Source organism: Algoriphagus aquatilis, assembly GCF_042657405.1.
In the GTDB taxonomy this organism is placed as follows: domain Bacteria; phylum Bacteroidota; class Bacteroidia; order Cytophagales; family Cyclobacteriaceae; genus Algoriphagus; species Algoriphagus aquatilis.
Window position 1 is genome coordinate 346,794 of the sequence record NZ_JBHSKS010000004.1, and the last position, 26,551, is coordinate 373,344.

General features: G+C 43.5%; 22 protein-coding genes. 13 read left to right on the forward strand and 9 right to left on the reverse strand.

What is annotated here, in order from left to right; all coding sequences use genetic code 11:
* Window positions 1-7: 7 nt before the first annotated feature.
* Together ACFPIK_RS07775 and ACFPIK_RS07780 are read left to right on the forward strand one after the other, a co-directional pair.
* On the forward strand, window positions 8-742 hold the full coding sequence (locus ACFPIK_RS07775) for a LytR/AlgR family response regulator transcription factor (protein ID WP_377913917.1): 735 nt from the start codon (window positions 8-10) through the stop codon (window positions 740-742).
* A gap of 128 nt (window positions 743-870) precedes the next feature.
* The gene (locus tag ACFPIK_RS07780) at window positions 871-1,626 is read left to right on the forward strand and encodes a LytR/AlgR family response regulator transcription factor (protein ID WP_377913919.1); all 756 of its coding nucleotides are present in this window, start codon (window positions 871-873) and stop codon (window positions 1,624-1,626) included.
* A 215-nt stretch (window positions 1,627-1,841) separates the two neighbouring features.
* Here ACFPIK_RS07780 and ACFPIK_RS07785 read toward each other — a convergent pair whose 3' ends face one another.
* The 5 genes from ACFPIK_RS07785 to ileS all read right to left on the reverse strand — a co-directional run bounded on the left by ACFPIK_RS07785 (window position 1,842) and on the right by ileS (window position 11,041).
* Entirely contained in the window at window positions 1,842-2,072 is a 231-nt protein-coding gene (locus tag ACFPIK_RS07785) for a hypothetical protein (protein WP_377913921.1), read from the reverse strand.
* A gap of 252 nt (window positions 2,073-2,324) precedes the next feature.
* A complete protein-coding gene (locus tag ACFPIK_RS07790; protein WP_377913922.1) occupies window positions 2,325-3,674 on the reverse strand; it encodes a PhoH family protein in 1,350 nt (449 codons plus the stop codon).
* 226 nt (window positions 3,675-3,900) lie between these two features.
* Window positions 3,901-6,840, reverse strand: a complete 2,940-nt coding sequence (locus ACFPIK_RS07795) for a DEAD/DEAH box helicase (RefSeq protein WP_377913924.1) — start codon at window positions 6,838-6,840, stop codon at window positions 3,901-3,903.
* Window positions 6,841-7,047: 207 nt separating this feature from the next.
* Window positions 7,048-7,656, reverse strand: coding sequence for a lipoprotein signal peptidase (locus tag ACFPIK_RS07800; RefSeq protein WP_377913926.1), 609 nt, complete (start codon window positions 7,654-7,656; stop codon window positions 7,048-7,050).
* Window positions 7,657-7,666: 10 nt separating this feature from the next.
* On the reverse strand, window positions 7,667-11,041 hold the full coding sequence (ileS, locus tag ACFPIK_RS07805) for an isoleucine--tRNA ligase (RefSeq protein WP_377913928.1): 3,375 nt from the start codon (window positions 11,039-11,041) through the stop codon (window positions 7,667-7,669).
* Window positions 11,042-11,623: 582 nt separating this feature from the next.
* Between ileS and ACFPIK_RS07810 the strand changes: the two genes are divergently transcribed.
* Window positions 11,624-12,421 carry a cation efflux transmembrane domain-containing protein gene (locus tag ACFPIK_RS07810; RefSeq protein ID WP_377913930.1) on the forward strand — a complete coding sequence of 266 codons (798 nt, stop codon included), beginning with the start codon at window positions 11,624-11,626 and terminating at the stop codon, window positions 12,419-12,421.
* 465 nt (window positions 12,422-12,886) lie between these two features.
* The gene (locus tag ACFPIK_RS07815; RefSeq protein WP_377913932.1) at window positions 12,887-13,399 is read left to right on the forward strand and encodes a hypothetical protein; all 513 of its coding nucleotides are present in this window, start codon (window positions 12,887-12,889) and stop codon (window positions 13,397-13,399) included.
* A gap of 39 nt (window positions 13,400-13,438) precedes the next feature.
* Here ACFPIK_RS07815 and ACFPIK_RS07820 read toward each other — a convergent pair whose 3' ends face one another.
* Entirely contained in the window at window positions 13,439-13,837 is a 399-nt protein-coding gene (locus tag ACFPIK_RS07820) for a hypothetical protein (RefSeq protein WP_377913934.1), read from the reverse strand.
* 282 nt (window positions 13,838-14,119) lie between these two features.
* Here ACFPIK_RS07820 and ACFPIK_RS07825 point away from each other — a divergent pair, with 282 nt between their 5' ends.
* The 7 genes from ACFPIK_RS07825 to ACFPIK_RS07855 all read left to right on the forward strand — a co-directional run bounded on the left by ACFPIK_RS07825 (window position 14,120) and on the right by ACFPIK_RS07855 (window position 21,600).
* The gene (locus ACFPIK_RS07825) at window positions 14,120-14,296 is read left to right on the forward strand and encodes a hypothetical protein (protein WP_377913936.1); all 177 of its coding nucleotides are present in this window, start codon (window positions 14,120-14,122) and stop codon (window positions 14,294-14,296) included.
* Window positions 14,297-14,306: 10 nt separating this feature from the next.
* Window positions 14,307-14,942 carry a pseudouridine synthase gene (locus tag ACFPIK_RS07830; protein ID WP_377913938.1) on the forward strand — a complete coding sequence of 212 codons (636 nt, stop codon included), beginning with the start codon at window positions 14,307-14,309 and terminating at the stop codon, window positions 14,940-14,942.
* Between the two features lie 122 nt (window positions 14,943-15,064).
* Window positions 15,065-16,036, forward strand: coding sequence for an AAA family ATPase (locus tag ACFPIK_RS07835; protein WP_377913940.1), 972 nt, complete (start codon window positions 15,065-15,067; stop codon window positions 16,034-16,036).
* A 185-nt stretch (window positions 16,037-16,221) separates the two neighbouring features.
* Entirely contained in the window at window positions 16,222-17,460 is a 1,239-nt protein-coding gene (locus ACFPIK_RS07840) for a hypothetical protein (RefSeq protein WP_377913942.1), read from the forward strand.
* A gap of 81 nt (window positions 17,461-17,541) precedes the next feature.
* Window positions 17,542-20,445, forward strand: a complete 2,904-nt coding sequence (locus tag ACFPIK_RS07845; protein ID WP_377913944.1) for a TonB-dependent receptor — start codon at window positions 17,542-17,544, stop codon at window positions 20,443-20,445.
* Between the two features lie 118 nt (window positions 20,446-20,563).
* Window positions 20,564-21,145 (forward strand): hypothetical protein, encoded by a 582-nt coding sequence (locus tag ACFPIK_RS07850; protein WP_377913946.1) that lies wholly within the window; start codon window positions 20,564-20,566, stop codon window positions 21,143-21,145.
* A gap of 11 nt (window positions 21,146-21,156) precedes the next feature.
* Window positions 21,157-21,600, forward strand: a complete 444-nt coding sequence (locus ACFPIK_RS07855) for a DinB family protein (protein WP_377913948.1) — start codon at window positions 21,157-21,159, stop codon at window positions 21,598-21,600.
* 5 nt (window positions 21,601-21,605) lie between these two features.
* On the opposite strand, the gene ACFPIK_RS07860 is transcribed toward ACFPIK_RS07855, so the two are convergent.
* Together ACFPIK_RS07860 and wecB are read right to left on the reverse strand one after the other, a co-directional pair.
* On the reverse strand, window positions 21,606-22,097 hold the full coding sequence (locus tag ACFPIK_RS07860; protein ID WP_377913950.1) for a cupin domain-containing protein: 492 nt from the start codon (window positions 22,095-22,097) through the stop codon (window positions 21,606-21,608).
* On the reverse strand, window positions 22,094-23,188 hold the full coding sequence (gene wecB / locus ACFPIK_RS07865) for a non-hydrolyzing UDP-N-acetylglucosamine 2-epimerase (protein ID WP_377913952.1): 1,095 nt from the start codon (window positions 23,186-23,188) through the stop codon (window positions 22,094-22,096). The genes ACFPIK_RS07860 and wecB overlap by 4 nt, the downstream gene beginning before the upstream one ends.
* A 134-nt stretch (window positions 23,189-23,322) precedes the next feature.
* On the opposite strand from wecB, the gene ACFPIK_RS07870 reads away from it, so the two are divergent.
* On the forward strand, window positions 23,323-23,994 hold the full coding sequence (locus ACFPIK_RS07870; protein ID WP_377913954.1) for a hypothetical protein: 672 nt from the start codon (window positions 23,323-23,325) through the stop codon (window positions 23,992-23,994).
* Window positions 23,991-25,679, forward strand: coding sequence for a capsule assembly Wzi family protein (locus ACFPIK_RS07875; RefSeq protein ID WP_377913956.1), 1,689 nt, complete (start codon window positions 23,991-23,993; stop codon window positions 25,677-25,679). The genes ACFPIK_RS07870 and ACFPIK_RS07875 overlap by 4 nt, the downstream gene beginning before the upstream one ends.
* Before the next feature lie 134 nt (window positions 25,680-25,813).
* Here ACFPIK_RS07875 and ACFPIK_RS07880 read toward each other — a convergent pair whose 3' ends face one another.
* Window positions 25,814-26,509 carry a glycosyltransferase family A protein gene (locus ACFPIK_RS07880; RefSeq protein ID WP_377913958.1) on the reverse strand — a complete coding sequence of 232 codons (696 nt, stop codon included), beginning with the start codon at window positions 26,507-26,509 and terminating at the stop codon, window positions 25,814-25,816.
* Window positions 26,510-26,551: the final 42 nt, after the last annotated feature.

Sequence of the window (26,551 nt, forward strand, 5' to 3'; positions counted from 1 at the left end):
ACAAAAAATGAGAGCCATTGTAATTGATGACGAAAGACTAGCAAGGAAAGAACTGATCAATCTATTGAATCAGTTGGAGACCGTGGAAGTGGTAGGCGAAGCAGTAAATGTGGAAGATGCCAAAGAAAAAATAGAGCAGCTTCAGCCTGATGTGATTTTCCTGGATATTCAGATGCCGGAAAAAACAGGTTTTGATCTCTTGGAAGAGCTGGACCAAGTACCACATGTCATCTTCACCACCGCCTATGATGAGTATGCCCTGAAGGCATTTCAAGTCAATGCGCTGGATTATCTGCTAAAGCCGATTGAACCAAAAAGGCTGGAAGAAGCGATTCAAAAGCTTCAAGGCAAGATAGAAGGAATCAATCGAGGCAGTGAAGGAGGTTCCCTTGCCAATCAGAAAAAACTTACTCTGGAAGACCAAGTATTCGTCAAGGATGGCGACCGCTGCTGGTTTGTCAGGTTATCCAATGTTCGTCTCTTTGAATCAGACGGTAATTACATCAAGGTGTACTTTGACAATTTCAAGCCTATGATTCACAAATCTCTCAATGCACTCGATGAGCGATTGGATGAAAAGTCTTTTTTCAGGGCAAGCCGCAAGCATATTATCAATTTGGGTTGGGTTGAAGCTATTGAGCCTTGGTTTAATGGAGGTCTGGTCGTGACCTTGCGCGGTGGAGATCGCATCGAAGTCAGCCGAAGACAAGCAGCCCGATTCAAGGAAATGATGAGTTTGTAATTTTCGTAGTCAGAAAAAAGCATTTGGTTTTACCAATAAATTGAGGAAATTAGGAGCTGAGTTAGGCTTAAAGTAATGTTTTACTTTGTTCAGTTGCCCTAAAAACCACCTAATCAAGTGCTTAGACTATGAAAGAAGAAAGGATTCTGATTGTAGAGGATGATATTAACATCGCAGAGAATATCCAAGAAATCCTTGAACTACTGGGTTTTGTCAATATTGATGTAGCAAACTCTGCCAATCAGTGCATAAAGACCATCAAAAAAAATCGTCCTGATTTGGTCTTTATGGACATCAAACTCAAAGGTGATAAAGATGGGATTGAATTGGGAGAAATCATTCACCAAATGTTTGATGTTCCTTTGGTCTTCGTGACTTCCTATTCTGATCCTACCATCATCGAAAGGGCGAAGCGAATCAATCCGGCAGGATTTATCGTGAAGCCGTTCAATACCAATGATATCCATGCCATTGTGGAGATCGTCCTTTACAACAAAAGAACTAAGCCTACGCAGGAGGTAGCAGTTGCAAAGACGGTCAATGAAAGCCCTTACCTTGTCAATGATGCGGTTTTTATCAAAGCAGACAATGCTTTCGAGCGAGTGCAATATGAGGATATTTATTACGTGGAGGCCAATGGAAATATGGTGACGATTTTCACTAAAAACAGAGACTACCACATTCGTAAATCCATGAAGGAGATCGAAGAAATTCTTCCTTCCAATGATTTTCTTCGAGTGCAGAAGTCTTATATCGTACACCTCGGACAAATCGAAAGCTTCAATACCAAGGAGATCACTCTTAAAAAAGGATCGGTGGTCCAAGTAGGAAGGCAGTATTACAACAGTTTCTTAGCCAAATTGAATACCATCACTGAAAGTTAAGTAAAGGGAGATAAGTCAGAAGCGAAATACAATAGTAATACGCTTCGCGAAATAAAGTGGAAATAAGATTCCCGAGGTGAAATGTAAAGTCAGAAGTTGATTTTAGAATTCTTAAGCCGAAATTTTAAAATTCGATCACATAAAAAGAGGCGGGCAAAACCCGCCTTTTTTGATAACCAAACAATCAACCAAATTAACCCTTACGGATAGTTTCATTAGCAAGTCCCGGGATTCTGGGACTTTTCATTTTTGTAGATGTTGATCTGATGCAGTTCAACTTCTGGATTGGAATTAAAACCGATTTGTGGAGTTGGTTTAGTAGTTTCAAATCGGGCAGTATGCTTTTCTATGCTGGATTCAGCTTTTGCTTTGAGGACGATGGTGATTGCCATTGCGAATCCCAGCGCCGCGCAGACATTTTTTTGGGAAAAGAATGAAGTAGTCATGGCAGTAATAATTTGTTGGTTTGTTTTTGTGATATATGCCAAAAATTGACCCAACTTGAAAAAATGCCCAAATCTATATTTTTAAGCGGGTTTGGGTATTTTCAATGTACATATTCGAACACTCTTTTGCCATGTTCGAACAAATTTACCGAACAATATTTGGTTACATTTTCTAAGAAGATTTAATAAATTTCTTCGGACACAAAAAAAGCTGCCCATCTAGGCAGCTTTTTACTCCAGTTTTTTTATTTATTACAACAACTCATTCGCCAGATTAGCCAACTCGGATCGTTCCCCCTTCTCCAGCTTGATGTGGGCATAGAGTGGATGATCTTTGACCCGGTCGATCAGATAAGACAAGCCATTGGACTGTGAATCCAAGTAAGGCGTATCAATCTGGAAGACGTCACCCGTGAAGATGATTTTGGTGTTTTCCCCGGCCCTTGAGATGATCGTTTTGATCTCATGCGGAGTTAGGTTTTGCGCCTCATCCACGATAAAGAAGATATTGGAAAGTGAGCGACCTCGGATATAAGCCAGGGGTTGGATGACCAACTTTTCCTGATTGACCAGTTCGGTGATTTTCTGATATTCTTTATCGGTCTCTTTGTATTGGTTTTGGATAAATTTCAGGTTGTCCCAAAGCGGCTCCATGTAGGGATTGAGCTTGGACTTGATGTCTCCCGGCAGGTAGCCGATGTCTTTGTTGGAAAGTGGTACGATCGGTCTGGCCAGGAATATCTGCTTGTAATCGCGTCGCTGCTCCAAAGCACCGGCCAAAGCCAAGAGCGTTTTCCCGGTTCCGGCCACACCTTGAATCGATACCAGTTTGATGTTGGGATTCATGATGGCATGCAGGGCAAAAGTCTGCTCGGCATTTCGTGGCTTTACATTATACGCCAGTCTTTTGTCTACTCGCTCGAGCACATTTTGGTCGGAATTGTAATAGGCAAGGACAGAGTTTTTATCGCTTTTCAGAATGTAAAATGCATTGGCTTTCCGCTTCCTTGTACCCAAAATAGCCTTTGCCTCAATGTATCCTTGGTCGTAAAGTGAATTGATCGCTTGTGGATCCACATCGTCTAGGAAATACTTACCCGTGTTTTCAAGCTCGGAGATATTCTTGATTTTACCCGTTTCGTAATCTTCTGCGTGAACATTCAGCGATTTGGCTTTGAGGCGGAGGTTGATGTCTTTGGAGACCAAGATAACCTTACGAGACTTCTCGGTTTCCATGAGATGCACCGCGACATTGAGGATTTTGTTGTCATTTTTCTCCTCCCCAAAAATCTTGATGGCATTGTTTTCGTTTTCGGGATGATGCATCATCACTTTGAAAAATCCCTTGGTCTTCCCATTGAGCGGGGTCCACTGATCGATACGCTGATCTTGGGATAGCTTATCCAATAGTCGGATAAATTCCCTTGCCTCAAAATTTTTGGTGTCGTTGCCTTTCTTGAACTGATCAAGCTCCTCGAGGACCGTGATGGGAATCACCACGTCGTGCTCAGCAAAATTCATAATGGAGTTGTGTGCGTATAGGATCACGGAGGTGTCCAGCACGAAGATTTTCCGATCTTTATCGGACTTGGCTCTAGGCATGCGCAGGAAAATTGTAGTGGTGTACTGTTGAAATAATTTAAATAATTATCTCCTTGAAAAATGATTTTCCCACAAGAAATTACGGTTAAGAATTTTCAATCAAGGGGATAGCCTTGAGAATCAATTTGATAAAAAAAGTGTGGCAAGGTGGCAAAGTTCAAAAGTTGCAAAGTTCGTTGAATCAACTTTTCAACTTTACAACCTTGCAACTTTCAAACTCCAAGTATTAATCTAACAACGCCCGGATATCCTCGTTGTCCAAGCTCTTCATAAAGCTCTCTTCATTGGAGATCAGCTCTCCTGCAAGGGCCAGCTTGCGATCTTGAAGAGCCATGATTTTCTCCTCCACAGATCCTCGGGTGATGAATTTGTAGATGATGACCTTGTTTTCCTGTCCGATTCGGTGTGCCCGGTCGATCGCCTGTGCTTCCACAGCAGGATTCCACCACGGGTCGAGCAAGAATACATATTCCGCTTTAGTGAGGTTGAGTCCGACACCACCTGCCTTGAGCGAAATCAGGAATACTTTGATATTTGGATCGTTTTGGAATTTTTCGACTTGTGCCTGACGGTCTTTGGTAGATCCGTCGAGATAGGCATAGGGGATTTTTTCCCTATCCAAAAACTCCCGAACAATAGTCAAATGACGGACAAACTGACTAAACACCAGTACTTTGTGATCCTCCGAGATGGTCTCTTGGAGCATGTAGGTGATGTCTTCCTGCTTGCCTGATTCCCCTGTATAATCCTCCCGAACTAGCTTTGGATGGTTGGCGATCTGGCGCAGCTGAGTAAGACCGCGGAGGAGCATGAATTGCTGACTACCCCTACCCATCCCATCGAATTCGCCGATGATTTTTTCTCTGTAGTAGGTTTTTACTTCCTCGTACACTTTTTCCTGCTCGGCCGTCATGTCCGAATATTTCACATTGGTCAGTTTCTCAGGGAGATCTTTGGCCACTTGAGATTTGAGTCGGCGTAGGATAAATGGCTTGATCATCGCGTGGAGGCGTGATGCCTTGCTCTTATCGTTTTGCTTTTCGATGGGCTGCAAAAACTGCTTTTTGAAAATCGTCTGATTGCCTAGGAGACCTGGATTCACAAAGTTCATCTGAGACCAAAGGTCCATCGTGCCATTTTCCACTGGCGTACCGGTCAAGATCAGTCGACGCTTGCTTTTCAGCTTATTGACAGCCATGGCAATATTGGACGTAGGATTCTTGATCGCTTGCGATTCGTCTAGGATCACATAGTTGAAATAGAAGTCCTTTAGGACATCGATATCCAATCTGACGATCCCATAGGATGTCAAAATCACATCATAACCTCGGAATTTCCATGGATCTTTGATTCGTTGCGTGCCGGAATAAACAAGGATTTTGAGGTCAGGGGTAAATTTGCGGGCTTCCAATTCCCAGTTGTAAATCAGGGAGGTCGGCATGACTAGCAATGATGCAAAGCCCGGATTTTCTTCCTTTTCATGTGCCAAAAGGGCCAAGGTTTGTACCGTTTTTCCAAGACCCATGTCATCTGCGAGGCAGCCTCCAAATTGGTATTCATTCAGAAAACGCAGCCAGTTGTAGCCAGCCTGCTGGTAAGGTCTGAGCGAGCCTTGGAAAGATGCCGGGATGGAATAGTCATCGATGGCATCAAAATTTCGTAATCGCTCAAGCTTTAAGCTCAGATTGAGTCGGATCAACTCTCCATTTTGGAGCTCTCTGGCAAAAGCCAAATGGTGTTTTCGGAGCACAAGCTCATCTGCAGAGCGCTCTTCGATAAAGTTGAACAGCTCCGAATAATTCACAAACCAAGAGGCTGGAATGACGGCAATTTCTCCGTTTGGAAGCTCAAACTCATGTTTTCCCTGGATGATCAATCGTCTGATTTTAGCAAAAGGAACCAGGTATACGCCGAATTTGATCAAAGCTTTCACATCAAACCAGTCGATGTTTTCATTGACTTCAATGGTGATTTGTGCTTTTCCTATATGGTAGGTTTTTCCGTTAAGCCCACTTTTTTGGACAATTCGGATTTTATTTTCTGTCAGGTAGTCTTCATGATTTCCCAGCCATTCAAAGGCTTGGGTTTTTGGTAGGGCTGTTTTTCCATGAATGAAATTGAGCCCCTTTTTCTTCATAATGGTGACATACCTCTCTTCTACCTTAGCTGTTCTGACGGTTTTGAAAAAAGTAAAATTCCCATCTTTTTCTTCATATCGGCAGGAGTTGCCGCTGCCTTCTCCATCATTGCTCAGCATCCCGAAATCAAATTCTCCATACTTGAACCGTGGCTCCAAGACCATGATTTCCTCCGTGGAGTTTTCTATTTCTTCTCCGAATAGGTTTTCAGTAGGTACCCCTCCTGGCAGTTCACTGATAGCCAAAAGCGCTTCTGGGGTACCTTGCTCGGTGTGGATTTCAAATCCCTTGGCAATTACTTCAAATTGGGTGATCAGCGCAGTTACAAACTTGCGATAGTATTCCGGCTCAAACCTCCGCTCGATCATGATGGAATTTTTATTGAGAAAAGGCTGAAGTTTTTTCCCATCTATTCCTTTTTCAAAATGGAAAAGTTGCTGGTCTACAATCAGCCAAGCCGGATCTTTGCACACCAAATAGCCTCCCCGGTGTTGCCAGGTTAGTTTTTGTCCCTTGAATTTTACGGTAGGATAATACTGGGTATTGAATTCACCTTTGTCAAAATGAAAAATTACCGTGGCCCTTTCCGCATGAATTAAAATCTCCTTTCCTGTAGGATTACCGTCAGATGCAGTTTCAAAAAGTCGCTTTCCAATCAATAGAGGAAGGATTTTGGCTCTCTTAATTTCAAGATTTTTGAATAAAAGTTCCTGTACGGTTTTGTCTTCTGTTTTGGGATCAAAGATTTTTCGGAGGTATTCTTTGGGTTTCAGATTGCCCTTTTTCATGTAAGGCTTCACTACCACGTCCTGCTGCATGGAATCCATGAGCTTGATCAATTCGTAATCGGTTTTATCCAATCCGGAGTCAAACTCAGTTGCGTTTGCCGAACTGATATTTTGATAGGCATAAGTGAGTCTCCCTTTATCGTCCAAGGGTACTACATACGATTCAAAAAGTAACCCTAAAAATTCATGGCTGAATATAGAATAAACAATTTCAAACGGCTGATCCGGATTTACAATCATACTCTTTAGATCAATTTATATAGTATTAGAAATATATATTCAAATACTATATGATGTAGATAAGTTGGTGGATAGATATACAAAAGGAAAATTACTTAAAAACGGACACCAAATTGAAAAATATATTCCTTTTTTTGGCTCCATCCATAAAAAAGGCGGCTTAGGGATCTAAACCGCCTGTAAATCAGCTGTTGGACTAAGGATGGATTAAGCTTCCGGTATTGTTTCCTCAGCTTTTTTTTCAGGGAAAAACCTGTTTTGGAATATCAGGATTATTGCCACACCTATAAATATGGATGCATCAGCAATATTAAATATCGGCCAAAGTGCAGTATAACTTCCGCCCCAAAGTGGAACCCATTCCGGAATATATCCTTCCCAAATATCAAAGTAAAACATGTCTACTACCTGGCCATGAAGCCAAGGGGTGGGAGCATTATATGGCGCATTGTCCAGCCATACCCCATAGAAAACCGAATCTACCAAGTTGCCAATAGCACCTCCCAAAATCATGGAGATACAAAGAATGTACACCGGATGATTTTTCTTATCGATGATGTAGTGTAGATAATATCCTATCCCAACCATAGCCACCAATCGGAAAGAGGTCAGGATCATCTTCCCATATTCAGACCCCAGTTCCATGCCAAAGGCCATCCCCGGATTGGTGGTATAATGCAACTTAAACCAGTCTCCAAAGACAGGAATCTGACCTGGAGTGCCAAAGTCCATTTGAAAATGAACCAGCATTTTCACTGCTTGATCCAGGGCAATCACCAAAAGTGCGATTCCGAAATATTTGATATAGTTGTTCATGATGCTTGGCTTATGCCTTCACTACGTTTACGGACAGTTCAAAATCGTCCATGTCCAAGACAACCGCGTTATGCAAATGTGCTGCCGTTAAAAGACTCAATGCTTGGGTCTCAGATTGAATGTATTCGCCAAAGTTTGAGATGGCCTCATTTACCAGTGGATGGCTGTCTGCTACGGTTACATTGATTTTATCTTGGACTTCCAATCCCATGTCCTTGCGTAGGTTTTGGATTCTGTTGACCAAATCTCTGGCTACACCTTCCTGCTTCAGTTCTTCAGTGAGCGTCACATCCAATGCCACCGTCACTCCTTGGTCTGAAGCTACAGACCAGCCTGGAATATCCTGTGAGCTGATCAATACTTCCTCTAGTAGCAATTCGATGGTTTCGCCTTCTACAGCGACATTGATTTTGCCATCACGTTCGATTTGGGTGATTTCATTTTGGCTCCAGCTGTTGATAGCAGCTACGACAAAGCGCATTTTTGGTCCCAACTTTTTACCCAAAACTGGCAGGTTGGGTTTCACATTTTTCACCAAAATACCGGATGCATCATCCAGGTATTCGATGGCTTTGATATTGACTTCGGTCTTGATCAGTTCCTCTACATGCTCAATTTGAGTCTTAGTTTTTGCCGAAAGTACGGGTATCAAAATGCGCTGAAGTGGCTGGCGTACCTTGAGTTTTTCTTTTTTGCGCAGCGAATGCACCAAAGAAGAAATGTTCTGTGCCAAGTCCATGCTCACCTCCAAATCGGTATTGATCAGCGAAGTATCTGCTGATACCCAGTCGGTCAAGTGTACCGAATCTTTGCCGCTTTCATTGGCTTCTGTGAGGTTTTTGTACATCCAGTCAGCGTAGAATGGTGCAAAGGAGGACATCAGCTGAGAGAGCGAAAGTAGGCATTCATACAACGTTTCGTAAGCTGCCTGCTTGTCCACATTCATGTCACCTCTCCAGAAACGCTTTCTTGCCAGTCGCACGTACCAGTTGCTGAGCTGATCCACAGTGAAATTCATGATCGCGCGGGTAGCCTTGGTCGCATCGTAATTGTCCATGGCCTCTTCCACCTCAGTGATCAAAGTTTGCAGCTTGGAGATGATCCACTGATCGAGCTCGGCACGTTCGCTTACCGGTACTGCCTTGGATTTGTCATAGACAAAAGCATCCAAATTAGCGTAGAGTGCAAAGAAGTTGTAGGTATTCTGAAGTGTACCAAAGAAGCGTCGCTGCACTTCGGTCACGCCATCTAGGTTGAATTTAAGGTTGTCCCAAGGGTTGGCATTGCTCAGCATGTACCAACGGAGGGCATCAGGACCGTATTCTTTCAGAGTCTTGAAAGGATCTATGGCATTGCCCAATCGCTTGGACATTTTGTTCCCGTTTTTGTCTAGCACGAGTCCATTGGCGATCACATTTTTGAATGCCACACTGTCAAAGAGCATCACGGCAATCGCATGCAGGGTAAAGAACCAACCACGGGTTTGATCAACTCCTTCTGCGATGTAATCTGCAGGATAGTTTGCCTCGAAAATATCTTGATTCTCGAATGGGTAGTGCCACTGGGCATACGGCATCGCTCCTGAGTCAAACCACACGTCAATTAAGTCCGGCTCGCGGAACATTTTTTCCCCTTTGTCCGACACCAAAATCACATCGTCCACATACGGTCGGTGAAGGTCTAGCTCTTTTCCTTCGTAGGGAGATTTTACCATGAAGCCTGCCGCAACGGATTTTTCGATTTCCGCATTCAGCTCAGCGATGGATCCAATGCACTTTTCCTCCGTGCCGTCGCTCGTTCTCCAGATCGGAAGTGGTGTGCCCCAGAATCGGGAACGGCTAAGGTTCCAGTCTACCAGATTTTCCAGCCAATTGCCAAAGCGGCCTGTGCCGGTGGCCTCGGGCTTCCAATTGATGGTTTTGTTGAGCTCTACCATGCGGTCTTTGAAGGCCGTGGTTTTGATAAACCAGCTTTCCAGCGGGTAGTACAAAACCGGCTTGTCTGTTCTCCAGCAGTGTGGATAGCTGTGCTCGTATTTTTCGACCTTGAAGGCCTTATTTTCATTTTTGAGAATGATGGAGATGATCACATCGGTGTTCTTGTAATCCGCTGTGCTCTCGTCATCATTCGTGTAGTTCTTGACAAAAAAGTCATTTGCCCCGTAAGCTTTGTGTGCGGTGATGCCGTGCTCCTGCATTTTGGCAGCGAGGTACTCGCCCACGACAGGGAGGAATTTGCCCTGCTTGTCCACTACCGGAATGTCATTCCCAAGCTCGTCCTGCACAAAGACGCCTGGTACATTATTCTGCACCAACGTTCTAAAGTCATCCGCACCAAAAGCTTTGGCCAAGTGAACGATTCCTGTACCGTCTTCGGTAGTCACGTAGTCTCCGGCTACTACAGTAAAGGCTGGATGTGGTAATGCAATTCCTGCTATCGGGAATAATTGCTCGTATTCCCAGCCCAGCATGGTTTTACCTTTAAACTCCTCGATCACCTCATAAGGGATCAATTTGTCTCCAGCTTTATAGTCTTCCAACTTGAGTTCGGCAGCCTTTGGATTGAGGTAAGCCGCCATTCGGGCTTTTGCCAAAATCACATTTGCCGGTTCGTGGGTGTAAGGATTGAAAGTTTTCACTTTCACATAATCCAGGTTTTCACCGATCGCCAAGGCCGAGTTGGAAGGCAAGGTCCAAGGAGTGGTGGTCCAAGCCAGAATGTAGGTGTTTTCCGATCCCTTTAGCTTAAACTGGGCAGTGATCGAAGTGTCTTTGACGTCCTTGTAGGTGCCAGGCTGATTGAGTTCATGGGAGCTTAGTCCAGTTCCGGCCGCAGGAGAATAGGGCTGGATCGTGTAGCCTTTATATAGGAGCCCTTTATCATAGAGTTTCTTCAGCAAGTGCCAAAGCGACTCGATGTAGTTAGAATCAAACGTGATATACGGATCATCCAGATCCACCCAATAGCCGATTTTCTCAGTGAGGTCGTCCCATTCGTTTTTGAAACGCATGACCGTCTCCTTGCACTTTTGGTTGTATTCGGCAACGGAGATTTTCTTGCCAATGTCCTCTTTGGTGATGCCCAATTCCTTTTCCACCTGAAGCTCTACCGGCAATCCATGGGTATCCCATCCGCCTTTTCGCTTCACCTGGAATCCTCGCAGCGTCTTGTATCGGCAGAAGATATCCTTTAGGGTACGTGCCATCACGTGGTGAATTCCCGGAGTGCCATTGGCCGAAGGCGGGCCCTCAAAAAAGGTAAACGTCTCGGCACCCTCACGGTTGGCAATAGACTTCTCGAAGATTTGATTTTCTTTCCAATACTGAAGGACGGACTCTCCGATGTGCGGGTAGTCGACCTGTTTGAATTCTTGGTACGTTTTCACTGCGTGTATCTGGTGAACTTGGTAGAAATGGATTTTTTGGGCGTGCCCCGCCCGAAAAGGGGCGGGTCGGGCTATCCGCTGTATCCCGCCTCCCCGATTTCCATCGGGTTGCCGGGATGCCGCTTCTATCCCTCACGCGGGGCATCCCGCTCAAAACAAGGCACAAAGATAGAAGAAATGGGCTTTTGGGGGAAAGAAATTCAAAATACAAGTAACTGCCCTTGGGGAATCCCGGAAATCTGTTTCTTTTACTCTGTTTCCTAGCTTTCTTTCTTAAAATATAAACTTCCATCTATGTTTCGAGAATGATGCCAAGTGTCTGGAGTTTGGAATTTTGGTTCAGGTGTAAATATTGCCTTTGCCAAATCTATTTCGCATCTCCACGTATTTGGCCTTTCAATGTGTATTTCAATCATAAGGATTCTTAAAGATTTAAATCGCGTTTTCGTCTTGTACCGCTACACCCTAGCACCCTGACTGGTATCTATGCCAAGGTGTGGGATTGTATGTTCAGGCTGGACAAAGGGGATGAGGAATGCGAGATGAGGAATTCAAAAATCCTGAAAGCTCTAATTTTATCCTATGCAGAAGTCAATCTTCAAAATTTCAAAAATGGATTGCCCATCAGAGGAACAAATGATTCGGATGAAACTTGCGGATTTAAAAAGCATTCAGTCCCTTGATTTTGATATTCCTAACAGAAAACTTACAGTTTTTCATGCTGGAGATGTTGCTGAGATTTTTCAACAACTTGATGAGCTAAAGTTTGACACCACAATTCTGGACAACTCAGAAGTAGCGCACATAACCCATTCGATTGATGGTGCTGACAATGAGCGAACACTTCTTTGGGCAGTGTTAATCATCAACGTGTCGTTTTTTTTGATCGAAATCATTACGGGGCTTTTGGCTAATTCCATGGGTTTGGTAGCGGATAGTCTGGATATGCTTGCAGACGGGATGGTTTATGGCATGGCCATATTTGCAGTAGGAGGCTCAATTAAACGAAAAAAGACGATTGCAAAACTTGCTGGGTATTTTCAGATAATCTTGGCTACTCTTGGTTTTTGGGAGGTAATTAGGAGAATTTCCGGAGTTGATGATATGCCTGACCCTGCATTCATGATGTCTGTTTCCTTTTTCGCTTTAATTGCCAATGCTGTCAGTTTGTATTTACTCCAAAAAGGAAAAAGTAAAGAAGCACACATACAAGCAAGTATGATTTTTACTTCCAATGACATCATTATAAACTTTGGTGTAATCCTGGCAGGAGGCTTGGTATATCTGACCGAATCAAGGCTTCCTGACCTTATTGTTGGGATTATAGTCTTTGTAATTGTGTGGAAAGGAGCATTAAAAATATTGAAACTTTCTAACTAGGGATGCACACTGATCTCAGTGTATAATTAATGAGAGACAAGGTGTTTTAATAATACCTTTCTGTTTCTTCTTATCTGGATTTCTTTCTTTCAATTCAACCCCATTTAGGATTAACATATTGATCAACCTATTCTAACATTTATAGGTATACATTTCGCCTTAAATGGAATAAGAATAGATGCAGTTCATTAGGTCATTGCATTTTTCAAAAGACTAGATGGTTTCCTTGTTTGTAGGATTGGATTTTTAATCTTAACCAATAGTCTATTTCATATATATACTTGTCAATAATCTGGAACAATTTCTTTTTATTTATGCTACATACTCCAGATTGAAAATAGATTAACATACAAATAATTTGCTTGTTACCTATTTTAAGCTCAATTTTAAAAGCCTCACTCTGAGCTTCTTACTATGCGATTGATTTTCCTTGTACAGTTATCTATTATCTGTTTATTTTCCTCAATGAATGTATGTATTGGCCAGGTCAAAGCAGATCATAATACATTAGATGCTTTTGATAGCATATTCAAAACAGCGCAAAATTCGCCTGCTTATGTAGTGGCGAGTAAGGCGGATATCCACGCGCTTAAAGAGTTACTAAAATTGGAAAGAGACAGTTTAGATATCAAGCTAAAAACGCAAGAGGAAGAACTTTCCCGCTTAAAAACCGCCACCCCACCAGTAGTAGTCCAAGCCAACCAAAAGGAGGAGCCTTCTCCCGCCAAAGTTCCCTCTCCCTCTAATTACCTTATTTTTCAATTGGTAATTGCCCTTTTGGTGGGTGTGTTGATCTACTTTTTTATGAAAGATTTTACCACAAAAAAGGAAGCAAAAGAAGCCAAAGAAAGCTACAAAAACTTGGTAGTGGAGTTTGAAGACCACAAGAAAAAGGCAATCGAACGGGAGCGAAAACTGATGCGGAAGGTGATTGATTTACAAAATGACTTGACAGAAAAATCCAGTCCTACCACTTGATTTTTTCAATTGCCAAGTCAAATGCTGTAATAATGCCCATTAGATTTTTTCAAAAACCAATAGGGAATTTTGGGTATTGCGCCGTAGGTTGATCTGACTTTCCCGGATAAAATCTTGGTTCCACTCTCCATTGAGATCTTCCAAAATGGTAAAAGAAAGTTCAAGTTTGATTTTTCCCGAATCGATGTAGGCTCGCCAGTTTCCCTGATCTATAAGCTGTGTGGTAAGGTAGGCTTCTGAATTGCCATTGGGATAGAAAACAAAGCTCATCCCTTGGAATTCTTCCGTTTGGATCCTGCCATTTTTATCAATAAAGCTGATTTCCCATACCCCGGAGGTCAGGTTTTGGGATAAATTATCTACTGTTCGAACTTGATTTTCCTCCTGGCAGGATGAAAAGAGGATCCCGATAAAGCATAGAAACCAGAAAAATTTCATGAAGTTTTTTTCAAGAAATTACGAATAATAAAGACTTAGGTTCTCCATCCTACCCTTTCCTACCTCCTCTTTATTAAATAAACAATTGGTAGAGACAAAATTGGGAAGAATAAGAAAGACCTGTGTGCTAGGGTTGAATCATTATCTACCGGAATTAGGAGTATTCCCGAGGATCAACTGGCCCTATTTTTGACCCAAAAAAATCTGCACGCGAAAGGAACCAATTCACCTGATTTGGCTATTTTCAAACCACTCAATCACTAACAACCAAACATCACTTTTATGACCGAACAACAAAAACTAGCCCTTGAGGATGCCATTGCGGCATTGAAAGGAAAACTGACCGGGGACATGTTTGCCGACATGGAAGTCCGTGACGAAATTCACAACCTGGAGATGCAGCTCAAAGGGATTAAGCCTATGGATTCGCATTTTGACTGTGTAGGCTGCGGAAGCTAATCTAAAGGACTTGGCCAAGTATTTCATTATTTACAAGCCCTATGGGGTTTTGACACAATTCAGCGGAGAGGGGCCCACATTGGCCTCTCTTGGCGCTTTTCCCCGTGAAGTTTATCCCGTGGGTCGTTTGGATAAAGACAGCGAAGGCCTATTGCTGATCACCGATGACAAATGGCTAAACCATCACCTACTTAATCCCCGATTTGGCCATCAGCGAACTTACTACGCTCAAGTCGAAGGAATCCCCACGCCTGAAGCCTTGAATCAGCTTAAATCCGGGGTCATTATCAATGTGGACGGCACGGAATACAAAACCAAACCTGCACTTGCCAAAATCTTAGAACCAGCCCCCACGCTCCCCGAACGGAATCCGCCCATCCGATACCGTGCCGCTATTCCTGATACTTGGATTGAACTTACGCTGATCGAGGGTAAAAACAGACAGGTTCGGAAAATGACAGCTGCTGTAGGCTTTCCTACGTTGCGCTTGGTCAGGTTTTCGATGGAGAAGATTACCATTTCGGGAATGGAGGTAGGTGAAATCCGTGAGCTCGATCAAGAGACCGTCTATCGGTGGTTAGGTTTGACAGGATTTATGAAAACACAGTCTTCCAAGCAGTCGGCAAAACCTCCCCGTCGTTCTTAAAAATTCCTAAAATCCTTAGCTGACAGCCGCAGGCTTTACCGCTGTTAAGATTTGGGATTGTGGGTTGGTACAATTTCCCCTATTTTAGCCCAGCCATTTAAGGCCTCAAATTCGCATCGCACATGCATCAGGAAAAAATCGCCGAAGTCATTCAGGAAGTCAAAAAGGTAGTCGTAGGACAAGATAAAATGGTCAATCGACTGTTGATCGGCTTATTTACCAATGGACATATTTTGCTGGAAGGCGTACCCGGCCTAGCCAAGACACTTACCGTAAATACCTTGGCTAAGGTGCTTCATTTGGATTTCAGCCGAATCCAGTTTACACCCGACTTGCTTCCTTCCGACTTGATCGGTACCATGATTTACAATCAGCAGACCTCCAATTTTGAAGTAAAGAAGGGCCCTATCTTTGCCAATGTGATTCTTGCGGATGAAGTAAACCGATCACCGGCTAAGGTACAGTCTGCCCTGTTGGAAGCGATGCAGGAAAAGCAGGTAACCATCGGAGAGACCACATTCCCCTTGGATCGACCATTTTTGGTACTAGCTACCCAAAACCCGGTAGACCAGGAAGGAACCTACCCGCTACCGGAAGCTCAAGTAGACCGATTTATGATGAAAGTCCACATCGACTATCCAAGCAAGGCCGATGAAATGGAAGTCATGCGTCGCATGTCCAATATGCAATACGCCGCTGAGGTACGACCTATCCTTTCCAAACAGGACATCTTCGATATCCGCAACCAGATCAATGCGGTCAATATCGCCGAGCCTTTGGAGAATTACATCATTGAGTTGGTATTTGCTACCCGCTTTCCTCAACAATACGGATTGAAGGAGGAGGCTAAATACATTTTGTTTGGTGTGTCTCCCAGAGCCAGTATTAATCTCAACCTTGCCGCTAAAGCAGTAGCCTTTATGGATGGCAGAGATTATGTATTGCCAGAGGACATCAAAGAGATTGCTGAAGATGTGCTGAATCACCGCATTTTGCTCAATTACGAAGCAGAAGCAGACAATGTCAGCACCAGAAGTCTGGTAAAAACGCTGCTCGAAAAAGTGCCGATTAACAAGTCGGTAACATTAAAATAACACCAATTGCCACTCAGGAAGGCTTCTCGAAAGGGAAGCCCTTTTTTATGCTTTTCCTGTTAATTCAATATTAAATTCTGTCAGCATTTTTAAAAAAACCATAATTCGATTCATTCTATTGGGGCGAAAAATTGAATTCACCTTTGCATCAGAAAAACGCAAAACCACAATTCAATTTTTAACCCATGAGAAAAATTACGAATCTGATACTGATCTTAGCAGCCGGTGTAGCTGGTTTTACAGGGTGTATCCAAGGCAATGAAAAGCCAGGAACTACAGACGGAGGAACTGATTCCAACATCGTGATCAGCTCAAATATCACCACCAACACTACTTGGGAAACTGGAAAGACGTATGTCCTTTCTGGTCGGGTGGCCGTCACTTCGGGAGCAACACTGACCATTCAGCCTGGTGTCATTGTAAAAGGTGAAGTGGGTACAGGAGCCAACGCTTCAGCTCTTGTTATTGCACGTGGAGCCAAAATCAATGCGGTGGGTACGGCTACTCAGCCGATCATTTTTACCACTGTAGCGGATGAGATCAAGCCTGGCCAGATCGCTTCTCCTAACCTTGATCCTACGCTGGAAGGTCTTTGGGGAGGATTGTTGATCATGGGGAGAGCTAGAGGTTCTTTTGCAGGAGATGTACAGGAAATTCAAATAGAGGGTATCCCTGCTTCAGATACGAATGGTCTCTATGGTGGAACCAATGATGCTGACAATTCAGGCGTCTTGAAATACATCTCCATACGTCACGGTGGTGCCAACATCGGTGAAGGCAACGAAATCAATGGCCTTACACTCGGTGGCGTAGGTTCAGGTACCGTAATCGAAAATGTGGAAGTGGTCGCCAACCAAGACGATGGAATCGAATGGTTTGGTGGAACAGTTTCTGTGAAAAATGCCTTGGTGTGGAATTCTGGTGATGATGCCGTAGACACTGACCAAGCTTGGGCAGGTACCTTGGATAACTTCATCGTGATCTGCGGTGTGAATACGGATCATGCCCTGGAAATCGACGGTCCAGAGGGAGCTTACAATGCTGCACATACGGTTAAAAACGGTTCTATCAAAGGCCATCCTTCTTCTGAGTTTGCAGACTTCAGAGCCGGCGCAAGAGGGACTTTCGAAAACCTGTACTTCTTCAACTTCCCCGCTCCTTCTGCCAACAACAACGCGGGCAGAGGAGACCTTTCCCTCAGCGGTGATGCGACCATCGCCAACTTCAGCAGCGGCGCTTTGAAATTCACCAAGTTGGAAGCTACCCTAGCGGACGGTGTCACTCTTCAGCAAGTTTTCCGAAACGGAACAGATGTCCATGGATCTATCGTGGCACTCAAAGCCAATACCATTGGTGCAAATAAAGCTGCCTTTGCAGGTTGGACCTGGGCCTCTGCCGCCAATGCATTGGCAGATTTCAAATAAAATCATTCTAAAGAAGAAGGAAGGTCTTGCAAGGATACTTCCTTCTTTTTCCCCATTAAAATAGAACTAACAAAAAGCTGTATGAACAAGAAAAAACAGGCATTACCAATTAAACCACTGGTAATCCTACTTCTCATCGTTGCCTTTCAATTGATTACCGGGTTCGTTTTTGCACAAAACGGTACCATCCGAGGCGCCATCTTTGATGAAAAAACCGGTGAGCCACTCTTCGGAGTATCCGTCTTGGTTAAGGAAACTTCCACCGGAGCGGTGACAGATTTCGATGGTAAATTTGAAATCAAAGTCAACCCCGGCACCTACACCCTTCAGGTATCTTACATTTCCTATTCTACCCTGACTCTTACTGACGTAGTGGTAGAGACAGATAAAGTAGCTGTACTTCCAGACCTTCTTCTCAAGGAAGAAGCTTCAGAATTGGAAACAGTAACTGTATCTGCAGCTGCCATCCGTACGACAGAATCGGCGCTGATGTCAGTGAAAAGAAATGCTTCAAACCTGATTGATGGAATTTCAGCCAGTACTTTCAGACAAATAGGTGATGGGGATGCAGCTTCAGCAGTAAAGCGCGTCACGGGTGTTTCTATTGAAGGTGGAAAATATGTCTACGTGCGTGGCTTGGGTGACCGATATACCAAAACAGTCTTGAACGGCGTAGATATCCCTGGTTTGGATCCAGACCGCAATACAATCCAAATGGATATTTTTCCAACCAACGTGATTGACAACATCATTGTCTCCAAATCATTTACGGCAGAATTGCCGGCAGACTTTACCGGTGGAGTCGTAGACATCGAAACCAAAGATTTTCCTGAAGAAAAAACATTCAGAGTGAATATCTCAGGAGGACTTAATCCTGCGATGCACTTCAACAAAAACTATTTGGCCTATCAAGGTGGTAAAACAGACTTTTTGGGTTTTGACGATGGTACAAGAGCAAATCCTACCGGAGGCAGAATCAATATTCCCCAGTATGGTGAGGTAGTAGGTAACCCAAGCAGTGCCAAAGGTCAAGAATACCAAAACATTCTTGGAGGGTTTAACAAGACGCTCGGAGCTTCCAATCAGACTTCGTTGATGGATTTTGGTATTGGTCTTTCTTTGGGAAATCAGATCGTGAGACCAAAGGCTACCTGGGGATACAATGCGGCGTTGACGTATAAAAATGATACGGAATTTTACCAAGGCGCTCAATTTAACCTTTTTGCGAAGCCAATCAGTCAATCCGAGACCGAAATGGAAGCCTTGGAAAGACAAGTAGGTAACTATGGGGTAAACAGTGTGCTTTTGGGTGGTTTGGCTGGAATAGCGCTTAAAACTCAACATTCAAAATATAAACTCAATATCCTGCACCTTCAAAACGGGGAATCCAAGGCAGGTACTTTTGACTTTGTCAATACTAACCTTGGGGCAAACTTTGAGGCTAAACAGTACAACTTGGAGTATAGCCAAAGAGGACTTTCCAGTGTATTACTTTCTGGGAGCCATTTTATCAAAGGTGGCGCTTGGGAAGTAAACTGGAAATTGGCACCAACTCGATCTACTATTGAGGATCCTGATATTCGATTTACCAGATTCAGACTTCCTACCAATACCATCTCTACCGAAGTAGGTCTTCCTACGAGGATTTGGAGGAATTTGGAGGAGTACAACATCGCCGGTAAGCTTGATTTGACTAGAAACCTGAAAGCTTTCACCAGAGAAGCAAAAGTTCGAATGGGTGGGGCATATACCTTTAAATACAGAGATTTCGAAATCCAAAGTTTTCAATTTCCAACTGGAAACATTCAGCTAAACGGAGATCCAAATGCCATTTTGAATCAGGAAAATCTGTTTTCAGCCTCCAATCGAAACGGAGTAAGATACAATCCTGACTTCATTCCAATCAATCCAAATGCGTATCAGGGATATGTGACCAATTTTGCAGGATATGGTTCATTTGAATCCAGCCCTATCCAAAATCTCCGGGCCATCCTAGGATTGAGAGTAGAGCAGTACAACCAGTTCTACACAGGTACCAATCAGACAGGTACGATCAACTATGATTTGGTCGAAATGCTTGACGACTTGGATTTCTTCCCAACTGTAAACCTTGTGTATGGTCTTAAAGAAAATCAGAACCTGAGATTCTCTGCTACACGTACCATTGCTAGACCTTCCTTCAAGGAGCTTTCTTTTGCAGAAATTCTTGATCCGATCACCGGTAGAACCTTTATCGGTGGACTTTTCCAGGAAACTACCAACGGAGGTACAGAAGTCCTTTGGGATGGAAACCTTCAGTCTACCCGAATCAACAACTTTGACCTGAGATGGGAAGCTTTCCAGCAAAGAGGAGAAATGTGGTCAATGGGAGCTTTCTACAAGACCTTTGAGAATCCAATCGAAATCGTACAGTTTCTCTCTGATCCGGGATCTTTCCAGCCTCGAAATGTAGGCAACGGTACTGTGCTTGGGGTTGAAATGGAATTCAGAAAATCACTGGGCTTCCTATCTCCGAGTATGGAAAACTTCCTTTGGACGACCAACGTGACCATCACCGAGTCTCGAATCAACATGTCAGCCACCGAGCTGAAGTCCAGAGAACTAACTGCCAGAGAAGGTCAAGTGGTTGGAACGACACGAGATATGGCAGGACAAGCTCCTTACATAGTTAATACAGGAATTTCTTACAATAACTTCAGCAACGGCTGGGAAGCCGGGATCTATTACAACGTGCAGGGTCCAACATTGAACCTAGTTGGATTTGGTAACCGGACAGATACCTACACAGTCCCTTTCCATGCACTTAACCTGAATATCAATAAGACCTTTGGTGCTGATGAGCGAATCCGTACCAGCCTGGGCGTTCAGAATTTGTTGAATGATAAACGTGAGATTGTATTTAGCTCATTTGGGGCCCAGGATCAGATTTTCACCCAATTGGCTCCAGGTACACGAGTGAACTTCAGCGTAGGATTTTCATTCTAATTACATACAGCTTCTAGTTCAGAAAAGCCATTCCATATTGGGGTGGCTTTTTTCCTTTTCATAGTTGGATTTTCATGGAATAGTGGAAGGTATCCCATTCGATTCACTAATTTGGAACATGATAAATCGTTTTACCCTATTTCTGGTTTTGGTGTTCACCCTAAGCCTCAGCCAACATTCAGCTTTCTCTCAAGAGAAAACACCATCACACAAGTTTTGGGAAACCCTAAAAAGCCATTGCGGAAAAGCCTATGAAGGCAAATTGGTGTCTCCAGAATCTGATCCTCGTTTTGCAGGAAAGCTGGTGATGCATGTCAGAGCCTGTGAGGATGGAAGAATTCGGATTCCGTTTTTTGTGGGTGATGATCGATCCCGTACTTGGGTATTGACTAGGGATGAGGCTGGATTGATTCAGCTCAAGCATGACCATCGGCATGAAGATGGTTCGGAGGATCAAGTGACCCAATATGGCGGGAAGGCCACCCATGCAGGATCGGTGACGGCTCAGTTCTTTCCTGCAGATCAATTTACTGCCAACTTACTCCCGGCAGCCGTAGGTAATGTTTGGTGGATCACGGTAGACGAAACCTCCTTTACTTATAATCTCAGAAGATTGGGCACACCCACCTTATTTTCTGTCAGATTTGACTTGACTCAATCTATCGATATCCCCGCTGCTCCATGGGGATGGCAAGACTAAAAACTAAAGCCATGACCAACCCTTCTCTTATTGCACTCTGGGCTGAAGGCCGAACCCGCTTTACCAAGCTTTTGGAAATTGTACAGGAAACTGACCTCTCTAAGAAAAATGGAGACAGTCCCAATTCAGCCGGTTTTCTGATCCGTCACATCGCAGAGGTAGAGTTACTTTTTGCCAAAAATGTTTTTGGATTGGCAGAGGTGAAAATTGTCGCCAAAACCCTGATTGCCGGAAAGGATACAGGGGAGTGGACGGATTTAGCTGAACTGAGAGAAATAGCAGCCTATGCCGCCGAAATGCTGGAAAAGGCTATTTCTCTTCAGGAAAATTGGGATCAAGTGATCGAAACCAAAGAGTTTGGCAAAAAGACCAAGGCAGAAGCATTGGGAAGAATCACCACCCACACGGCATATCATGCAGGTCAGTTGGCCTTGGTTCTGAAGTATGGTAAATGACTTTTTCAGGTCAATTTTCGGATGATTTCTCCTGACTCCGGATAAAGTGGAAGTAACTCCTCGGTGGTAAAAAGCTCAAAATCTCTAAAATCAAACCCAGGAGCTACTACACAGGATACCAATGCATAACTATCGGCGTAATCTACCGAGCTGCCAAAGATGGTATTTGCCGGTACGAGGTGTTGAGGCCTTGCACCCTTTTCAGAAACAGGTCCTAGCATGAGGATTTCATGTCCCTTTTCACCTAATAAGTGAACTGAAAGCGGGCTCCCCTCATGCCAAAACCACAATTCATCACTTTGAATGCGGTGAAAGTGGGAGACATCCTGAGACCGAAGCAAAAAGTAAATAGAGGTGGCTAAATTCCGTTTTTCTCCATTGGGATGAATCATAGACTGATCTGATCGAAATGTCTCAGCATAAAAACCTCCTTCTGGGTGAGCAGTCATTTCCAGCAACTCTACCAGTTCCTCGACGCGCTTTTCGTTTGGGCTCATGAATAGCTATGGATTAAAATGTCGACAATCCGTTCGGCAGTTTTACCGTCCCAGAGTGGAATGCCTTGGTACTGCTTCCATTCACCTCGCATGATTTTTTGAAGGTAAGGTCTGAGTTTGGAAGGATCTGTGCCGACTAGTTCATTGGTTCCAAGATGGATGGTTTCCGCTCTTTCGGTATTGTTTCGGAGAGTCACACAAGGCACATTCATCACGGAAGTTTCCTCGGTCACACCCCCGGAATCGGTGATTACGCCTTTGGCATTTTTCACCAGGTAATTGAATTCCAAATAGCCTAATGGCTCACACATATGAAGGTTTGGAGCGTCTATTCCGAGGTTTTGGAGATTTTTGGCTGTCCTCGGATGGACTGGGAAAATGATCGGAAGACCTTCCGTTCCTTCCAAAATCGCATCGATCATGGCCTTAAGTGATTGCTCCTGATCCACATTTGCGGGGCGATGCATGGTCATGACGAAATAGTTTTTGGGCTCTAACTTTTGGAAGATATCTCCTTCAGGTTTTTTGAAATGGGGGAGCTGTGCCATGAGGGTATCAATCATGGTGTTGCCTACAAAGTGGATTTTTTCTTCCGGGATGCCTGCTTTTCTCAGGTTGTTATTGGCGATCTCGGAGGTGGTGAAAAAGTGATCTGTAATCGAATCCGTGACCATTCGGTTGATTTCTTCGGGCATGCTGAGGTCTCCGGATCTGATTCCTCCCTCGACATGAGCTACATCGATTTGGAGTTTTTTGGCCGCAATCGAGCAAGCTAAGGTGCTGGTCACGTCTCCAACTACGATTACTAGGTTGGGACGATTTTCCATCAACTCTTTTTCGAAAGCGACCATGATAGCCCCTGTCTGCTCCGCTTGAGTCCCGCCTCCGCCACCGAGATTGGCGTCCGGATCGGGAATAGATAGCTGCTCAAAAAAATCACCGGACATCTTTTTGTCATAGTGCTGGCCTGTGTGAACTAATCTGAAGCTCACATCCAATCCTTCTTTTTGCCTTTTTTGAAAGGCATGAATGATCGGAGCAATCTTCATAAAATTAGGGCGAGCACCTGCAACAATGGTAAAAAGAGGCATAACGATAAGATTAAATCTGCCCAAAAATACAGATTGAATTTATCTATTCAGGTCAAAATCTGATTAAAAAAGAGAGGATTAGTAGCTTTTTTGTTTCTTTGTATGACCTTGGTTTTTTGATTAAGCAGTATTGAATGAGAACATTGGATAAATTGGGAGTGAGATGGAGCGTTGGATTTTTTGCTTTTATTTTCGCGTGCTTTTCCTGTATTGAGACCGTAGACAATCAGTCACTGGTGTATTCCAACAATTTTTCCAACTTGGATTTAGCCAATTTTGAAAATGGGAGATTATTTATTTGGCAAAGAGATACGATAGCGGGGTATTACCACAATGAGGAAGTGGCAGTCACAGTCAAAGACCTTCCCACGCATAATTACCTCAAAGTATCTATTGAAATTTTGGTCCATGACAGTTGGGACGGTAATGCCGATGATGGCATTTCAGGGCCTGACTTTTGGTTTATGGGATTGGATGATTCGGAGACCTTGCGCACTACCTTTTCCAATTCCCCTTGTGTGTCAACTTTTTGTTTATATCAGTCCTTCCCGAATCGGTTTTTTAGACAAAATCGTCCAAAAACAGGAGCCACTTCTATCAATTTACCAGGACTATGTCTGTTTGGAGCATCATCTTCCTATACTTCCCGCTATGTCGTGGAGCAGCTCATTGAGCATACAAATCCTGAAGCAAGGGTATTTATGGGAGCAGAACTAAAGCAGACCAATAGTCCGGATCCCATTTGCGATGAATCTTGGTCCATTGCGAGTATTCAAGTGTTAGCAATTCAAACCAACAGAAAATGAGAAATAGGATCATTTACTTGGTTTTGTTCATCCTTTTGGCTGGAAAATCCTTTCCTCAGGGAGTTCCGGTAGGAATGCCTGTCTTTGATGAATATTTGAGAAGACTTCAATTGACGGGCCAGGTCGATTCCTCCTCTTCTTGGATGATTCGACCTATTTTGCCTAAAGAGGCTTTTGGATGGTCCACAGGATACTTTGCCGACAGTATTACGGCAAATGAAAAGGGTCTTTTTGGTTCTTATGGTCGATTTGGTAAAAATGGCAAAGGCAAATTTCTTGTACTTCCTGCCGTTTATCGTGGCCAATTCAACTCCGAATATGCTTTTGGTGTCAATGATGGGGTAATGGTTCCCAATCGAGGATTGCAACAGGTATTGAGTGCTGGTGCTTATGCTGAGTATGGCAGATTTAGTCTTCAATTTCAGCCTGAGCTATTATTAGCCCAAAATAAGCCGTATTTGGGTTTTCCGATAGAGCATCAAGCTACCATCCTTTTTTATTACGAGTACATGAATCGCATTGACATGCCTGAGCGGTTTGGTGACAAACCCCTTAATCGCTTGTATCCAGGCCAGTCTAGCATTCGGTTTAATCTTAACGAGTTCTCAGTAGGTGTTTCCTCCGAGAATCTTTGGTGGGGCCCGGGAAGGAGAAACTCATTGCTTTTAGGCAATAATGCCCCGGGATTTTGGCACGCCACTATCAATACAAGAAAACCTGTGCAGACTCCAATTGGATCGTTTGAAGGCCAGTATATTTCTGGCTTCCTTAACTCTACCAATTTTCTTCCTCCATGGCCAGACTATTCTATCCAGCAAAATCCAGTGATTATCCCAAAGAGAGAAGATGGTAATCGGTACCTCTCAGGCTTGGTATTTACCTATCAGCCAAAATGGATACCCGGATTATTTTTAGGATTCGGTTCGGTCAATCACATGTATCGGTCGGATGTTTCTTCCTTTGCAGACGCTATTCCGATTTTCAATGGCAGAAAAAAACCTCAAAATATTTACGACCCTATCCAAGATAAGCGACAGCAGTTTAGCTCCGGGTTTTTCCGTTGGTTAAGTCCTGAAGGGCGATTTGAGTTCTATGGCGAGTATGGTACCCGGGACAATGACCGCACCTTCAACGATTTTATCACCACCCCTGAGTCAGGCAGAGCATTTACCTTTGGTTTTACTCATTTGATGGATTTAAAAAAGCCGAATCGATTTTTTGAGATCAGTTCGGAAATGACGCTTTCAGGGCAGACGATTCGTGAAGATATACGACAACTACGCACTTGGTACATTCACGATCATGTAAGGCATGGATATACCCATCAGGGACAAGTGCTTGGTATAGGAAATGGTCCCGCCAGTAACCAGATTTTTGTAGGCTTGGCTTGGGTGGAAGGATTAAAAAAGATAGGGTTTCAGTTTGAGCGAATTGAATATAACAATGACTTCTACTACTATCGATATGAAGAGTCAAAGGATATTCGAAACAAATATGTGGACTTGGTATTTACGCTGAATCCTGAATGGCAATTTGGAAATCTTTTGGTGTCGGGGAAATTCCAATATGTGAATACCCTTAACTACAAGTGGTACCTGGAGAATTATCCCAACCAGTATTTTGTACCTGGTTATGACCGAAAAAATATAGTAGGCTCTCTGGGCGTGGCGTATCTATTTAGGTGAAAAGCCGATTCTGGAACCTAGTTTTTGGAATCCCAATGAAATTATCCGCATGTAAATAGCTGATTTAACCTCATTGTGAAGAGAGGAATTTTTGATTTCTTTCAAGATCCTATGCCAAAGTGCCAATCGATTGGTCAATCCATGACTCCATCGCGCGGAAACTGATTTTTTTTGTAGACCTTTTTAAAGAGGATTTTGTCTGAAGTGACGAACTGCCCATAAAACCCCATTTTCATGATTGCAACCAAATCCAGCGAAAACTCTTTTTCTCCAAAACTTAGGGTGGATATTGGATAGGCTTTCAATACGTTTTCACTACGGTGAAGTCCATGAAAAGGCGCCCACCAATAATGAATATTTCTGTGTATGATCACCATAGTACGGTCAATCACATTTAAATCACCGGAAGCATGGGTATAGAATGAGCTGATCGTTTGGTCATGGTATTCATTTTCCATGCCTGGAATAGCGAGGCAAGCATTTGGTTTTGAAATCAAAAGTGAGACAAGCTCTGAAATATAGGTTGGGTAGGGTAAGTCATCATGTGGATTGGTAAAGCAAAAATCGCTTTCGATTGCAGCTGCTATCCAAAGATTTTGAGAAGTTTTGAACCATCCCAAATTTTTATCATTTCTCCATGCCTTGAATCGGCGATCCTTCTCCGCATATTTCTGACATATCTCTAAGGTATCATCTGACGAAGCATCATCACAGATCCAGATTTCAAAATTTGGATACTCTTGGGCAGCAAGAGCATTTAGAGTATTTTCAATAAAATGGGATGCATTATATGTAGGCACAAAACCTATCACTTTGGGATACCTATCCATCCGATCGTTCAAAAATTTAAATTCTGAAAATAGAAACAGTCA

What these genes read in the sequence shown, in the direction of transcription:
- ACFPIK_RS07775 (WP_377913917.1), top strand. Translation starts at nt 8, where the DNA reads ATGAGAGCCATTGTAATTGATGACGAAAGACTAGCAAGGAAAGAACTG.
- ACFPIK_RS07780 (WP_377913919.1), top strand. Translation starts at nt 871, where the DNA reads ATGAAAGAAGAAAGGATTCTGATTGTAGAGGATGATATTAACATCGCA.
- ACFPIK_RS07785 (WP_377913921.1), bottom strand. Translation starts at nt 2,072, where the DNA reads ATGACTACTTCATTCTTTTCCCAAAAAAATGTCTGCGCGGCGCTGGGA.
- ACFPIK_RS07790 (WP_377913922.1), bottom strand. Translation starts at nt 3,674, where the DNA reads ATGCCTAGAGCCAAGTCCGATAAAGATCGGAAAATCTTCGTGCTGGAC.
- ACFPIK_RS07795 (WP_377913924.1), bottom strand. Translation starts at nt 6,840, where the DNA reads ATGATTGTAAATCCGGATCAGCCGTTTGAAATTGTTTATTCTATATTC.
- ACFPIK_RS07800 (WP_377913926.1), bottom strand. Translation starts at nt 7,656, where the DNA reads ATGAACAACTATATCAAATATTTCGGAATCGCACTTTTGGTGATTGCC.
- ACFPIK_RS07810 (WP_377913930.1), top strand. Translation starts at nt 11,624, where the DNA reads ATGCAGAAGTCAATCTTCAAAATTTCAAAAATGGATTGCCCATCAGAG.
- ACFPIK_RS07815 (WP_377913932.1), top strand. Translation starts at nt 12,887, where the DNA reads ATGAATGTATGTATTGGCCAGGTCAAAGCAGATCATAATACATTAGAT.
- ACFPIK_RS07820 (WP_377913934.1), bottom strand. Translation starts at nt 13,837, where the DNA reads ATGAAATTTTTCTGGTTTCTATGCTTTATCGGGATCCTCTTTTCATCC.
- ACFPIK_RS07825 (WP_377913936.1), top strand. Translation starts at nt 14,120, where the DNA reads ATGACCGAACAACAAAAACTAGCCCTTGAGGATGCCATTGCGGCATTG.
- ACFPIK_RS07835 (WP_377913940.1), top strand. Translation starts at nt 15,065, where the DNA reads ATGCATCAGGAAAAAATCGCCGAAGTCATTCAGGAAGTCAAAAAGGTA.
- ACFPIK_RS07840 (WP_377913942.1), top strand. Translation starts at nt 16,222, where the DNA reads ATGAGAAAAATTACGAATCTGATACTGATCTTAGCAGCCGGTGTAGCT.
- ACFPIK_RS07845 (WP_377913944.1), top strand. Translation starts at nt 17,542, where the DNA reads ATGAACAAGAAAAAACAGGCATTACCAATTAAACCACTGGTAATCCTA.
- ACFPIK_RS07850 (WP_377913946.1), top strand. Translation starts at nt 20,564, where the DNA reads ATGATAAATCGTTTTACCCTATTTCTGGTTTTGGTGTTCACCCTAAGC.
- ACFPIK_RS07855 (WP_377913948.1), top strand. Translation starts at nt 21,157, where the DNA reads ATGACCAACCCTTCTCTTATTGCACTCTGGGCTGAAGGCCGAACCCGC.
- ACFPIK_RS07860 (WP_377913950.1), bottom strand. Translation starts at nt 22,097, where the DNA reads ATGAGCCCAAACGAAAAGCGCGTCGAGGAACTGGTAGAGTTGCTGGAA.
- wecB (WP_377913952.1), bottom strand. Translation starts at nt 23,188, where the DNA reads ATGCCTCTTTTTACCATTGTTGCAGGTGCTCGCCCTAATTTTATGAAG.
- ACFPIK_RS07870 (WP_377913954.1), top strand. Translation starts at nt 23,323, where the DNA reads ATGAGAACATTGGATAAATTGGGAGTGAGATGGAGCGTTGGATTTTTT.
- ACFPIK_RS07875 (WP_377913956.1), top strand. Translation starts at nt 23,991, where the DNA reads ATGAGAAATAGGATCATTTACTTGGTTTTGTTCATCCTTTTGGCTGGA.
- ACFPIK_RS07880 (WP_377913958.1), bottom strand. Translation starts at nt 26,509, where the DNA reads ATGGATAGGTATCCCAAAGTGATAGGTTTTGTGCCTACATATAATGCA.